Source organism: Escherichia sp. E4736, from assembly GCF_005781225.1.
Classification (GTDB): Bacteria; Pseudomonadota; Gammaproteobacteria; order Enterobacterales; family Enterobacteriaceae; genus Escherichia.
This window is the reverse complement of sequence record NZ_VATT01000005.1, coordinates 127,523-140,667: the sequence shown is the minus strand read 5'-3', so window position 1 is coordinate 140,667 and position 13,145 is coordinate 127,523. Positions and strand designations below refer to the sequence as shown.

Here is a 13,145-nt window from a genome sequence, read left to right as displayed (position 1 = left end):
ATATCTTCATGACACTTCATCGCTTTAAGAAAATCGCCTTACTTAGCGCCCTTGGCATTGCCGCAATCTCTATGAATGTGCAGGCCGCAGAGCGTATTGCATTTATTCCCAAACTGGTTGGCGTGGGATTTTTTACCAGCGGTGGCAACGGCGCACAACAAGCGGGTAAAGAGTTGGGCGTTGATGTGACCTACGACGGGCCGACAGAACCCAGTGTTTCTGGTCAGGTACAGTTGATTAATAACTTCGTCAATCAGGGATATAACGCCATTATCGTTTCTGCGGTTTCGCCAGATGGTTTATGCCCGGCGCTGAAACGCGCCATGCAACGTGGGGTGAAAGTACTTACCTGGGATTCTGACACCAAACCGGAGTGCCGTTCTTACTACATTAACCAGGGAACGCCCGCCCAGTTGGGAGGTATGTTGGTGGATATGGCGGCGCGCCAGGTAAATAAAGACAAAGACAAAGCCAAAGTCGCGTTTTTCTACTCCAGCCCCACAGTGACGGACCAAAACCAGTGGGTGAAAGAAGCGAAAGCGAAAATCGCCAAAGAGCATCCAGGCTGGGAAATTGTCACTACGCAGTTTGGCTATAACGATGCCACCAAGTCATTACAAACTGCCGAGGGGATATTAAAAGCCTATAGCGATCTCGATGTCATTATCGCCCCCGATGCCAACGCCCTGCCCGCTGCCGCACAAGCCGCAGAAAACCTGAAAAATGACAAAGTTGCGATTGTCGGATTCAGTACGCCAAATGTGATGCGTCCGTATGTAGAGCGCGGCACGGTGAAAGAGTTTGGCCTGTGGGATGTGGTTCAGCAAGGCAAAATTTCGGTCTATGTCGCAGATGCATTATTGAAAAAAGGTGCAATGAAAACGGGCGACAAGCTGGATATCGAGGGCGTAGGTCAGGTGGAAGTCTCGCCAAACAGCGTTCAGGGCTATGACTACGAAGCGGACGGTAATGGCATTGTACTGTTACCGGAGCGCGTGGTTTTCAATAAAGAAAATATCGGCAAATACGATTTCTGATGTGCATTACTTAACCGGAGTAAGTTATGGCAGATTTAGACGATATTAAAGATGGTAAAGATTTTCGCACCGATCAACCGCAACAAAATATCCCTTTTACCCTCAAAGGTTGCGGTGCACTGGACTGGGGAATGCAGTCTCGTTTATCGCGGATATTTAATCCGAAAACGGGTAAAACCGTGATGCTGGCCTTTGATCATGGTTATTTTCAGGGGCCGACTACCGGACTTGAACGCATTGATATAAATATCGCCCCGCTGTTTGAACATGCCGATGTATTAATGTGTACGCGCGGTATTTTGCGCAGCGTGGTGCCACCCGCGACCAATAAGCCGGTGGTACTGCGGGCGTCAGGTGCGAACTCTATCCTGGCGGAATTAAGTAATGAAGCAGTGGCGTTATCGATGGATGACGCCGTGCGCCTGAACAGTTGTGCGGTGGCGGCGCAGGTTTATATCGGCAGCGAATATGAACATCAGTCGATCAAAAATATTATTCAGCTGGTCGATGCTGGAATGAAAGTGGGAATGCCGACCATGGCAGTCACTGGCGTGGGCAAAGATATGGTGCGCGATCAGCGTTATTTCTCGCTCGCGACTCGAATCGCCGCTGAAATGGGGGCGCAAATTATCAAAACCTATTATGTCGATAAAGGTTTTGAACGGATTGTTGCCGGATGTCCGGTACCTATTGTTATTGCTGGCGGTAAAAAATTACCGGAGCGCGAAGCGCTGGAAATGTGCTGGCAGGCTATCGATCAGGGCGCTTCTGGTGTGGATATGGGGCGAAATATTTTCCAGTCAGACCATCCGGTGGCGATGATGAAAGCCGTACAGGCGGTGGTACACCATAACGAAACGGCTGATCGGGCATATGAACTCTATCTGAGTGAAAAACAGTAACTGCGGATTTAAGGAGAAGAATCATGCACGTCACACTGGTTGAAATTAACGTTCATGAAGACAAGGTTGACGAGTTTATCGAGGTCTTTCGCCAGAACCACCTGGGCTCGGTACAGGAAGAAGGTAATTTACGCTTCGATGTCTTACAGGACCCGGAAGTAAATTCGCGCTTTTATATTTACGAAGCCTATAAAGATGAAGACGCAGTGGCGTTCCATAAAACTACGCCCCACTACAAAACCTGTGTCGCGAAACTGGAAGCGCTAATGACCGGGCCGCGTAAAAAACGTGTGTTCAATGGGTTGATGCCGTGAGGCGAATTCATCAGTTTTATCTACAATTGGGGTAACGCGCTGACGGGAGTAAAAAAATGTCTGACTGGAACCCCTCTTTATATTTGCACTTTGCCGCTGAACGATCGCGTCCGGCGATGGAGCTGCTTGCCAGAGTGCCGCTGGAGAATGTCGAATATGTTGCCGATCTTGGCTGTGGCCCAGGTAACAGCACCGCCCTGCTGCATCAACGTTGGCCTGCGGCCATGATAACGGGCATCGACTCATCTCCGGCGATGATTGCCGAAGCGCGCAGTGCTCTTCCAAAGTGTCAGTTTGTGGAAACAGACATCCGCAACTGGCAACCGAAACAGGCACTTGATCTGATTTTTGCTAATGCCTCGCTGCAATGGCTGCCCGACCACTACGAATTGTTTCCTCATCTGGTTTCGTTACTTAATCTCCATGGTGTGTTGGCAGTACAGATGCCAGATAACTGGCTGGAGCCGACCCATGTGCTGATGCGCGAAGTCGCCTGGGAACAAAATTTTCCAGATCGCGGGCGTGAGCCGCTGGCTGGCGTTCATGCTTATTACGATATTTTGAGCGAAGCCGGATGCGAGATTGATATCTGGCGAACCACTTACTATCACCAGATGCCGTCGCACCAGGCGATTATTGACTGGGTGACCGCAACCGGATTACGCCCGTGGTTGCAGGATCTGACTGAGAGCGAACAGCAGCATTTTCTTACGCGCTACCATCAGATGCTGGAAGAGCAGTATCCCCTCCAGGAGAACGGGCAGATACTGCTGGCATTCCCGCGACTGTTTATTGTTGCCCGACGTATCGAGTAATTATCACGTCAGCTGGTAATGGCGATCGGGAAGAATTTTCGCTGGAATTTCTGCTTCATCGTTCATCTGTAACAGGTCAATTTCAATAGCGTTGCAGATGGCATCCAGTGGTAAATCGTTGTTTTCTGTACCGAACGGATCTTCAAGTTCTTCCGCCAGACAATCCAGCGAAATAAAGGTGTAGGAAATCAGCACAGAGATAAAAGGCGTCATGTAATGCAGATCCACGACCAGCGCGAACGGCAGCATGATACAAAACAGATAAACGGTACGATGCAAAATCAGGGTGTAGGCAAAGGGAATTGGCGTATAGGCAATGCGCTCGCAGCCTGCCAGAACCGCTGAAATATCATTAAGCCGATCGTTGAGGCTAATAAACAGGATATCTGAAAGTTGTCCATTGCGTCGCTGAACCGCCAACCACTCCCCCATTATCAACAAGATACGGTTAGCTGGAGTGTTTGAAGCCAGTACACGCTGAAGATCTTCGGCATTGAGATAATGTGCCAGCACTTCCGCCTGTGGTTGTTTGCGTAACGTCATGCGTAAACAGTGGGCGAAGGCGATTTGCAGTCGGGCAAACTCCCTTACACTTGCCGAATCTGGCAATGTCGTTTTTACCTCACGCAGTAACGACCGTGAAGCAATCATCAACTGCCCCCAAAGTTTGCGCGCTTCAACATAACGGGCATACCCCGCGTTATTACGAAAACCCAAAAAGATGGCGATGGCGACACCGAGAATGCTGAACGGTGCAAGGGTGAATTTGATGCCCAGATGCGTGTACCAGGGCAGCATGAAAATAACAGCGATAGAAAAGAGAAAATTGAGTAGTAAGCGCGAGGATATCTTGGATAATACTGAACCGTGCCAGACAAAAATACGGCGCAGCCAGTGTTGTTGTGGACGAACAATCATGGTTATCTTCAGGCGTGGAAAAGTCGCCCTATTAAACGTGATTACGATCACATTCTCAAGATGCTTCTTACAAATTACCAACAAGCTTACAACATGAACAGGTGTGACATATGGCACCTAGTTGTGATAAATGGCATATAGGATGTTGTAACTAATATGGTGGAATAAGAAACCCGGTCGAAACCGGGTTCAGAGTATTAGCACAACGGACGTACAGCTTCGCGCATCCCTTTTTCCAGAATGGAATCCAGGTCATTAGCAACCAGTTCGACCAGGCCAGGCACTTGCGTCAGGTCCTGTTCCCAGTGGTCTTTTTCTGCCAGCACAGTAGCGACCAGCTCCTGGGTGTCGATGATACGGTCACGATGCTGGCTCCAGAGCTGCTGATAACGTTCCAGCCAGTGGGCATCATCCTGTACCGGATACGCTTCCCCGTTACGTTCTCCACGATAGAATGCAATCAATGCCGCTAGCGCGAAGGTCAGTCGGGCCGGAAGTTTACCGTTCACCTTCTGCCCTGCCAGCAACTGAGGCAGAATTCGAGTACGGAACTTGGTCATACCGTTGAGCGCGATGGAAAGCAGCTGATGTTTGATATACGGGTTACGGAAACGCCCGGTTACCGCACTGGCGAAAGATTCCAGTTCATCACGTGGCAAATCCAGTACTGGAATAATTTCTTCGTAGATGGCTTTTTCAACGAATGCGCAAATTTCAGCATCGTTCATCGCTTCGCCTACAGTATCCAGCCCTGCCTGGAACGCCACCGGCACCAGCGCGGTGTGTGCACCGTTGAGGATTGCCACTTTGCGCTCTTTATACGGTTTAATATCGTCAACAATCAGCACGTTGAGCGGATATTTGTCCAGACGTAATTCTGAAGCTAAAGATTTCGGCCCCTGAATTACAAACAGGTAAAAGTGTTCAGCGGTATCGAGGAAACCATCGTGATACCCCAGTTCTTCTTCCAGTTTCGCCACTTCATCACGCGGATAACCGGTAACGATACGGTCCACCAGCGTTGAACAGAAGCTATTAGCCTGATCCAGCCATTGAATAAATGCTTCTGGTAGCGCCCACTCCTGCGCGTAGCGCAGAACCAGTTCACGCAGCGCATCGCCGTTATAGTCGATCAGTTCACACGGGATGATAATCCAACCTTTATCCAGCGCACCGTTGAAATGACTAAAACGTTCGAACAACAGGCGAGTCAGTTTTGCCGGATAGCTTACCGCTGGCGCGTCATCAAATTTGTCGCCTGCATGGTAGCTGATACCTGCTTCGGTGGTGTTAGAGAAAACAAAGCGCATTTCCGGGTTGTGCGCCAGTTTCAGGAATTCATCGTATTCACTGTAGACGCTGATTTCACGATTAACAGAACGAATCAGACGCGCATCGCTGACCGCCTCGCCCTTCTCATTCAAACCACGAATGATGGTGGTGTACAGACCATCCTGAGTGCTCAGTGACGGCGGGAATGAAGTTTCAATCGGACGAACTACGACCACACCAGAATTCAGATCGGTGTGCTCATTCAGGAGATCAATTTGCCAGTCGACAAAGGCACGCAGGAAGTTACCTTCACCAAACTGAATGATACGTTCTGGATACTGTGCACCGGGAAAATCGCGACGATTTAGTGTTTTCACAATGGGTTCCCTTTTGATTAGTCATACAACCTGTTTGAATTGGTACGACAGGTTAGCAAACTTTGATACGCTGAACCCCTGTTTTGATCAACTCGCGGCGAACAATTCACGTTTTTTGGCGAAAAATGTGCTGTTGGTCAAGGTTCCGGAAAGTGAAAGCTTGTAATCATGATTTCCGGTAAAAATGGGAAATGACAAAATTGGTAGAACAAATTAGATGTTCACCGCAAAAAAATCACAACCTGTCAGACAACTTCTTCGCCATAATGCATAGTGCTGGTTCGATTTCGCCCGTCTTTTTTCGAGCGATAAAGACAAGTATCGGCTTCTACCATCAGTTTGTTGAAATCATCGATTAACGTACGAAATGTTGCACTCCCACTTCCGACACCAATGCTAACCGTCAAATAAAGCGTTTTTTGTTGCCAGATAAACGGTTGCATTTCTACGCCTTTATGGATTTTTTCCGCCATCAGCAGACCATCCACAGGATTCACTGAAGGCACTGCAACAGCAAATTCTTCGCCGCCCATCCGCGCCACCAGCCCTTTATCACCAACTATCTTCTGTATATGCCGGGCAAACACGCTTAAAACTTTATCGCCACATTCATGACCATAGTTGTCGTTTATGCTTTTGAAATAGTCGATATCAAGCAGCATCACCGTCAGATGTTGTGTCTGTTGTAGTGACGGATTTTTTAATGCCTCAAAAAGACCTGAGCGCGAGTAAACCTGGGTGAGAAAATCAAAATCGGCACGCAGAGAAACTTGCTTAACCAGCGAGTTAATTGCCGCCACGCTAAAGGAAACCATGATTGGGCAAATTGCCATGGTAGCAATCCCCAGACGAGCGGAGAACATTTGTGGGATAGAGAACGGCGAACCGACGGCGATATCTATCACCGAATTTGCCACCAGCACGATCTCCACCGCGCCCGTCAAAAAAGTCAGCAAACACGTTACCTGCGGGGTATAGCGTACCGCACACCAGATCAATGCAGGCAATGGGAACGCCAGACTCCCCGCACCGCCAATAACTACCGAGGCAATGACCGATACAATGAGCGCAATAAACGGCATCATCTGTTCTGCTTTAAAGCGTGGCAACGCCCTGGGGATCGCCAGCGTCAACATACACGGAACAATTAACACGCCCGTCGAAAACTGTTCGCTAAACCAGTCAGCAAGCAAGGGCCAGAAATCCAGACTATCAATACTTACTGAACCAACCGCCCCGACAATTGCGCATAATAATGCGGCTATAAGGCAATAATTAAACAAGCGTAAGGCACTTACTGGCTCATACTTATTTTTCCCCAGTCGCTTATCCCTCAGCACTAACCGAGCCACGGTCACAATAAACATCATATTGGACAAGTTGATGACCAGTGAAACTAAACCCCATTCGGTAGTCATCGCATCATAAGCCATCATCGCCACGTAACTGATTGCATAGTAATGCAGCCGATTGAGCCAGACATACCGGGCAAAAACCCCTGCCATCACACCATTCAGCGGCCAGAAGAGAGAGAGTTCATGAACCAGACGTAACTCTGCACCAACAAAATAGAACAGCGTGGTTAGCGCAAAAATCGCGATGCTATTACGTAGCAAATGGCCTTCCAGGAACAAATGGAAAGTTGAGATGGGGAGTACACGCATTAATTATCTGTCCATACAATTGCAGGCTGCAATTATTTTAACGCAATAAGTAAATTCTCATAAAGGATAGCATGTTCACTGGCAGCGGTGACAAATAAAGATATTAATCCGATACGGCTTTGTCGAAATCTGACATTCTTATGGCTGATTCATCTGAATAACCAGCCACTGGTAGATAACCGTCACAATATAACGTTGTTGTTCCTCACTTAACGAAACACCCTGCGGAATGTTGTGCCACTTAGCCAGACAGCCGCGACAACATGTTGCTGTAGCATGCTGGGCAATAAATACCGGATGCCCGCGCATGGGAGTTTGCTTGCCATCGTTCGCAGGTAAGGCCGGGGCAAGACGTTTAGCGACAAAATCCGCCGCATGTTGTTCGATAACCGGCGCGCCCTTCTCCAGACAATACTGACGCTCCTTCACACCTAAACGAAAGCGGGAGCGAAATTTTGAACGGGATAAACGCGCGAAGAGTGGATCAAGAGACTGCATTAGTAAACCGAGCGTCCTAATTGTTTCGTCAATTGTTCAAGTACTGCAATACCGGCAAGAGAGTTACCTGCGTCATCCAGTTCCGGACTCCAGACCGCAATGGCCATTTCATGTGGGACGATCGCCACAATACCGCCACCAACGCCAGATTTCGCCGGAAGTCCCACCCGCCAGGCAAACTCGCCCGCGTTCTGGTACATACCACTGGTTGCCATCAGCGCGTTAATTTGTCGCGCCTGCATTGGCGTTACCACCGGCTCATCGATATGAATAGCCTTCCCCTGATTTGCCAGAAAGACAAACGTTCGGGCCAGCTCAACGCAGCTCATTTTTAGTGCACAGTAGTGAAAGTAGTTTTGCAGTACTGTTGTCACATCATGATGGAAATTGCCAAACGACTTCATCAGCCAGGCTATCGCCGCATTTCTCGCAGAATGCTCGAACTCTGAACGCGCTACCACCGTATCGTAGGCAATATCAGACACGCCGCTTAGTCCACGCACCACTTCCAGCATACGTTGCCGTGGGGCGCTTAATCGCCCTTGCAACATGTCGCAGACCACCAGCGCACCGGCATTAATAAAAGGATTTCGTGGAATACCCTGTTCCATTTCCAGTTGCACCAGAGAATTGAATGGCGATCCCGACGGATCCTTGCCTACACGTTGCCAAATCTCTTCTTCGGAGTAATGACGCATTGCAACAACGAGGCTGAGCACTTTAGAAATAGACTGAATTGAAAAACGCTCTTGCGCGTCTCCGGCCTGAAAAAGCTGCCCGTCAACGGTACAGATAGCAATGCCCAGTCGGGAACCCTCTACCGTTGCCAGTGCCGGAATATAATCCGCGACTTTCCCCCGACCAATTAGCGGTCGTACTTGCCGCAAGATGTTTTCTAAGATTGCATTATCCATGGCGACTGCCACTCTCTGCTCCTTGCTCGCAGGTCTGAAAAGACCTGCGAGTATAACAGAGCTAAATATGTGACGTCAGATCCGGTCTTTCCATACCGTCTGGATATTACAGAACTCATGTAACCCAAAATGGGAAAGCTCACGACCAAAGCCGCTCTTCTTCACACCGCCAAACGCTACCCGTGCATCACTGGCGCTGAAACCATTGATAAACACCCCTCCACATTCCAGACGTGCTGCCATTTGTTTCGCCAGTGCTTCATCAGAGGTAATAATGGTTGCAGAAAGTCCAAACTCGCTGTCATTAGCCAGTTTAAGTGCATGTTCAGCATCTTTCGCAATGGTGATTGCCGCGACGGGTCCAAACAATTCTTCACGAAACGCGGTCATTTCTGGCGTGACGTCTGCCAGAACCGTTGCCGGATAGTAGTTTCCTGCGCCTGCTACCTTTTCCCCTCCGAGTAACAGACGGGCGCCCTGTGCCAGCGATTTTTCAACCTGATGATGTAGCTCATCACGCAAATCGAAACGCGCCATCGGTCCGAGGTCGTTATCCTCATGACTCGGATCGCCCATTTTTAACGCCGATACCGCCGCCACAAAACGTTCGGTAAATGCAGAGGCAATCCCCTCTTCGATGATAAAGCGTTTTGCTGCTGCACAAACCTGCCCGGTATTCTGATAACGTCCGGCAACCGCGGCTTTCACGGCAAGGTCCAGATCGGCATCGTTAAGCACAATAAATGGGTCGGAACCGCCCAGTTCAAGCACACATTTTTTCAGCGCCGCCCCAGCCTGCGCGCCAATGGCTGCCCCCGCACGGACACTTCCGGTGACTGTAACCGCAGCAATGCGCGGGTCTTTAATCATCTGGCTTACACCGTCATTGTCGGCATTCAACCAGCCATATACGCCTTGTGGGATACCTGCATCGTTAAAGACCTGAGCAATTAACTGTGCACAGCCCATCACATTTGGCGCATGCTTAAGCAAATAACCGTTACCTGCCAGGATAATGGGAACAGCCCCTCGCATCACCTGCCATAACGGAAAGTTCCACGGCATAATCGCCAGGATCGTCCCCATAGGACGATATTCAATAACCGCTTGCTGATTTTCTACCTGCGTAGGTTCGCTCTTCAGCATTGCCGGACCATGCTCTGCATACCAGTCACACAAGTTTGCTGATTTCGCCACTTCGGCACGCGCCTGTTTGATCGGTTTCCCCATTTCTCGAGTGATCATTTGCGCCATCTCTTCGCTACGGGCGCGCAAAGCCTTTCCAAGATCACGCAGTTTTTCTGCGCGATAATCTACGTTTGTTACGCGCCAGTCGCGAAAGCCTGCCGCCGCGAGCCGAAGTGCGTGTTCAATATCGTCAGCGCCAGCCCACGGCAGTGCAGAAAGTTGTTCGCCATTGGCTGGATTTATTGAAATAGCATGGGTAAGCGGAGTAATGGTCATCCGGGTATCTCCTTCGTGAGTTATGGTGTGAAGATACGCAGATTTACTCTTTCGTTAAAATGAATAATATTAAGTCACTTGTTCACGAATCGAGAATGCTATGGATCTGACCCAGCTGGAGATGTTTAACGCCGTTGCCGAGGCTGGCAGCATTACCCAGGCGGCAGCAAAAGTGCATCGTGTGCCATCTAACCTGACTACCCGTATCCGCCAGCTGGAAACAGAACTCGGCGTGGAACTGTTTATTCGTGAGAATCAGCGTTTACGTCTCTCTCCTGCCGGGCATAATTTTTTGCGCTATAGCCAACAAATTCTCGCGTTGGTCGACGAAGCGCGAAATGTTGTTGCTGGCGATGAGCCACAAGGCTTGTTTTCTCTCGGTTCGCTGGAAAGCACCGCAGCGGTACGCATCCCAGCTACACTGGCAGAATTTAACCGTCGTTATCCTAAAATTCAGTTTTCCCTTTCCACTGGCCCTTCCGGAACTATGCTGGACGGTGTACTTGAGGGAAAACTGAATGCGGCATTTATTGATGGTCCGATTAACCATACAGCCATTGACGGGATGCCGGTGTACCGCGAGGAGTTGATGATCGTTACGCCGCAAGGACATACTCCCGTTACTCGCGCCAGTCAGGTTAATGGTTGTAATATCTATGCCTTCCGCGCTAACTGCTCGTATCGCCGCCACTTTGAGAGCTGGTTTCATGCCGACGGCGCAGCGCCGGGGACAATTCATGAGATGGAGTCATATCACGGTATGCTGGCCTGTGTAATCGCCGGAGCGGGAATTGCGCTTATTCCTCGTTCCATGCTGGAAAGTATGCCGGGGCATCATCAGGTTGAAGCCTGGCCATTAGGTGAGCAATGGCGTTGGTTAACGACATGGCTGGTCTGGCGTCGTGGCGCGAAGACTCGTCAGCTTGAGGCGTTTATTGAGCTGCTTGACACATCGCTGGAACAGCATGATGCGGCAAAATGAGATGTAGATCACAAAGTCATTGTATTCACATCATTAACCGTTTTAAGATCATTTCATCACCTTTTTGCAACTCACCCGATAATCTGTTATGACAACAAACACTGTTTCCCGCAAAGTGGCGTGGCTACGGGTAGTTACGCTGGCAGTAGCCGCCTTCATCTTCAATACTACCGAATTTGTCCCTGTTGGCCTGCTTTCTGACATTGCGCAAAGTTTTCACATGCAAACTGCTCAGGTCGGCATCATGTTGACCATTTATGCATGGGTAGTAGCGCTAATGTCATTGCCTTTTATGCTAATGACCAGTCAGGTTGAACGCCGCAAATTGCTGATCTGCCTGTTTGTGGTGTTTATTGCCAGCCATGTGCTGTCATTTTTATCGTGGAGCTTTACCGTTCTGGTGATCAGCCGAATCGGCGTTGCTTTCGCACATGCTATTTTCTGGTCGATAACGGCGTCTCTGGCGATTCGCATGGCGCCAGCAGGTAAACGAGCGCAGGCGTTGAGTTTAATCGCTACCGGTACAGCACTGGCAATGGTATTAGGTTTACCCATTGGTCGAATTGTGGGGCAATATTTCGGCTGGCGAACGACGTTTTTTGCCATTGGTATTGGAGCGCTTATCACCCTGCTATGCCTGATTAAGTTACTTCCATTACTCCCCAGCGAGCATTCCGGGTCGTTGAAAAGTCTTCCGCAACTGTTCCGCCGCCCGGCATTGATGAGCATTTATTTGTTGACGGTAGTGGTGGTTACCGCGCATTACACGGCATACAGCTATATCGAGCCTTTTGTGCAAAACGTAGCTGGGTTCAGTGCCAATTTTGCTACAGCATTGCTGTTAATGCTCGGAGGCGCAGGCATTATTGGTAGTGTGATTTTCGGCAAACTCGGCAATCAGTATGCGTCTACGCTGGTGAGTGCGGCAATTGCGTTATTGCTGGTGTGCCTGGCGCTACTGTTACCTGCAGCGAACAGTGAGATGCACCTCGGCGTACTGAGCGTTTTCTGGGGGATTGCGATGATGATCATCGGCCTTGGGATGCAGGTAAAAGTGCTGGCGCTGGCACCGGATGCTACCGACGTTGCGATGGCGCTATTTTCGGGGATATTCAATATTGGTATCGGCGCCGGGGCGCTGGTGGGTAATCAGGTGAGTCTTCACTGGTCGATGTCGATGATTGGCTATGTTGGCGCGGTGCCTGCTCTCGCTGCGTTAATATGGTCAATCGTCATATTTCGCCGCTGGCCAGTGAAACTCGAAGAACAGACACAATAGTTGAAAGGCCCATTCGGGCCTTTTTTAATGGTACGTTTTAATGATTTCCAGGATGCCGTTAATAATAAACTGCACTCCCATACACACCAGTAAGAAGCCCATCAGGCGGGAGATCGCTTCAATTCCCCCCTTGCCCACCAGCCGCATAATTGCGCCAGAGCTACGTAGGCTTCCCCACAAAATGACCGCAACCAGAAAAAAGATCAGCGGCGGCGCAACCATCAGTACCCAGTCTGCGAAGGTTGAACTCTGACGTACTGTGGACGCCGAACTGATGATCATCGCAATGGTCCCCGGTCCAGCGGTACTTGGCATTGCCAGTGGAACAAAGGCGATGTTGGCACTGGGTTCATCTTCCAGCTCTTCGGATTTGCTTTTCGCCTCCGGTGAGTCAATCGCTTTTTGCTGGGGGAAGAGCATACGGAAACCAATAAAAGCAACAATTAAGCCGCCAGCAATACGCAGACCGGGAATCGAAATCCCGAATGTGTCCATCACCAGTTGTCCGGCATAGTACGCCACCATCAAGATGGCAAAAACATATACCGAGGCCATTAATGACTGACGATTACGTTCGGCGGTGTTCATGTTACCCGCAAGCCCGAGAAACAACGCTACGGTGGTTAACGGGTTAGCTAACGGCAATAACACCACCAGCCCCAGGCCTATCGCTTTAAACAAATCTAACATTGGTGGTTGCCATCCTGTG

13 protein-coding genes are annotated in these 13,145 nt (G+C 49.7%); 6 read left to right on the top strand and 7 right to left on the bottom strand.

The window, feature by feature from the left end; genetic code table 11:
• Positions 1-8 precede the first annotated feature (8 nt).
• From lsrB to tam, 4 genes are read left to right on the top strand one after another with little or no spacing between them, the layout of a single operon-like run.
• Positions 9-1,037, top strand: a complete 1,029-nt coding sequence (lsrB, locus tag FEK46_RS03995) for an autoinducer 2 ABC transporter substrate-binding protein LsrB (protein WP_135559566.1) — start codon at positions 9-11, stop codon at positions 1,035-1,037.
• A gap of 26 nt (positions 1,038-1,063) precedes the next feature.
• Positions 1,064-1,939, top strand: a complete 876-nt coding sequence (gene lsrF, locus FEK46_RS03990) for a 3-hydroxy-5-phosphonooxypentane-2,4-dione thiolase (RefSeq protein WP_000774178.1) — start codon at positions 1,064-1,066, stop codon at positions 1,937-1,939.
• Between the two features lie 23 nt (positions 1,940-1,962).
• Positions 1,963-2,253: a (4S)-4-hydroxy-5-phosphonooxypentane-2,3-dione isomerase gene (gene lsrG / locus FEK46_RS03985; RefSeq protein ID WP_130209237.1), complete on the top strand. Its 291-nt coding sequence runs from the start codon at positions 1,963-1,965 to the stop codon at positions 2,251-2,253.
• 56 nt (positions 2,254-2,309) lie between these two features.
• Positions 2,310-3,068: a trans-aconitate 2-methyltransferase gene (tam, locus tag FEK46_RS03980; RefSeq protein ID WP_135559565.1), complete on the top strand. Its 759-nt coding sequence runs from the start codon at positions 2,310-2,312 to the stop codon at positions 3,066-3,068.
• A 3-nt stretch (positions 3,069-3,071) separates the two neighbouring features.
• On the opposite strand, the gene FEK46_RS03975 is transcribed toward tam, so the two are convergent.
• From FEK46_RS03975 to sad, 6 genes are all read right to left on the bottom strand, one after another.
• Entirely contained in the window at positions 3,072-3,986 is a 915-nt protein-coding gene (locus tag FEK46_RS03975) for a bestrophin family protein (RefSeq protein ID WP_130260624.1), read from the bottom strand.
• Positions 3,987-4,183: 197 nt separating this feature from the next.
• Complete coding sequence (uxaB, locus tag FEK46_RS03970) at positions 4,184-5,635, bottom strand: tagaturonate reductase (RefSeq protein WP_135495305.1); 1,452 nt, start codon at positions 5,633-5,635, stop codon at positions 4,184-4,186.
• Between the two features lie 245 nt (positions 5,636-5,880).
• Positions 5,881-7,299 (bottom strand): diguanylate cyclase, encoded by a 1,419-nt coding sequence (locus FEK46_RS03965; RefSeq protein ID WP_135559564.1) that lies wholly within the window; start codon positions 7,297-7,299, stop codon positions 5,881-5,883.
• A gap of 138 nt (positions 7,300-7,437) precedes the next feature.
• Entirely contained in the window at positions 7,438-7,797 is a 360-nt protein-coding gene (locus FEK46_RS03960; protein ID WP_135559563.1) for a DUF4186 domain-containing protein, read from the bottom strand.
• A complete protein-coding gene (gene glsB / locus FEK46_RS03955) occupies positions 7,797-8,723 on the bottom strand; it encodes a glutaminase B (RefSeq protein ID WP_130260621.1) in 927 nt (308 codons plus the stop codon). Before glsB ends, FEK46_RS03960 begins: the two co-directional genes overlap by 1 nt.
• A gap of 63 nt (positions 8,724-8,786) precedes the next feature.
• Complete coding sequence (gene sad / locus FEK46_RS03950; RefSeq protein ID WP_130258981.1) at positions 8,787-10,175, bottom strand: succinate-semialdehyde dehydrogenase; 1,389 nt, start codon at positions 10,173-10,175, stop codon at positions 8,787-8,789.
• A gap of 100 nt (positions 10,176-10,275) precedes the next feature.
• Between sad and FEK46_RS03945 the strand changes: the two genes are divergently transcribed.
• The gene (locus FEK46_RS03945; protein WP_135522405.1) at positions 10,276-11,157 is read left to right on the top strand and encodes a LysR family transcriptional regulator; all 882 of its coding nucleotides are present in this window, start codon (positions 10,276-10,278) and stop codon (positions 11,155-11,157) included.
• 88 nt (positions 11,158-11,245) lie between these two features.
• Positions 11,246-12,436 carry an L-arabinose MFS transporter gene (gene ydeA, locus FEK46_RS03940; protein ID WP_130260618.1) on the top strand — a complete coding sequence of 397 codons (1,191 nt, stop codon included), beginning with the start codon at positions 11,246-11,248 and terminating at the stop codon, positions 12,434-12,436.
• A gap of 24 nt (positions 12,437-12,460) precedes the next feature.
• Here the strand turns inward: ydeA and marC are convergent, their stop codons facing one another.
• Complete coding sequence (gene marC / locus FEK46_RS03935; RefSeq protein WP_130209251.1) at positions 12,461-13,126, bottom strand: NAAT family transporter MarC; 666 nt, start codon at positions 13,124-13,126, stop codon at positions 12,461-12,463.
• Between the last annotated feature and the right edge of the window lie 19 nt (positions 13,127-13,145).

What these genes read in the sequence shown, in the direction of transcription:
- tam (WP_135559565.1), top strand. Translation starts at nt 2,310, where the DNA reads ATGTCTGACTGGAACCCCTCTTTATATTTGCACTTTGCCGCTGAACGA.
- sad (WP_130258981.1), bottom strand. Translation starts at nt 10,175, where the DNA reads ATGACCATTACTCCGCTTACCCATGCTATTTCAATAAATCCAGCCAAT.
- FEK46_RS03975 (WP_130260624.1), bottom strand. Translation starts at nt 3,986, where the DNA reads ATGATTGTTCGTCCACAACAACACTGGCTGCGCCGTATTTTTGTCTGG.
- ydeA (WP_130260618.1), top strand. Translation starts at nt 11,246, where the DNA reads ATGACAACAAACACTGTTTCCCGCAAAGTGGCGTGGCTACGGGTAGTT.
- marC (WP_130209251.1), bottom strand. Translation starts at nt 13,126, where the DNA reads ATGTTAGATTTGTTTAAAGCGATAGGCCTGGGGCTGGTGGTGTTATTG.
- FEK46_RS03945 (WP_135522405.1), top strand. Translation starts at nt 10,276, where the DNA reads ATGGATCTGACCCAGCTGGAGATGTTTAACGCCGTTGCCGAGGCTGGC.
- lsrF (WP_000774178.1), top strand. Translation starts at nt 1,064, where the DNA reads ATGGCAGATTTAGACGATATTAAAGATGGTAAAGATTTTCGCACCGAT.
- FEK46_RS03965 (WP_135559564.1), bottom strand. Translation starts at nt 7,299, where the DNA reads ATGCGTGTACTCCCCATCTCAACTTTCCATTTGTTCCTGGAAGGCCAT.
- FEK46_RS03960 (WP_135559563.1), bottom strand. Translation starts at nt 7,797, where the DNA reads ATGCAGTCTCTTGATCCACTCTTCGCGCGTTTATCCCGTTCAAAATTT.
- lsrG (WP_130209237.1), top strand. Translation starts at nt 1,963, where the DNA reads ATGCACGTCACACTGGTTGAAATTAACGTTCATGAAGACAAGGTTGAC.
- lsrB (WP_135559566.1), top strand. Translation starts at nt 9, where the DNA reads ATGACACTTCATCGCTTTAAGAAAATCGCCTTACTTAGCGCCCTTGGC.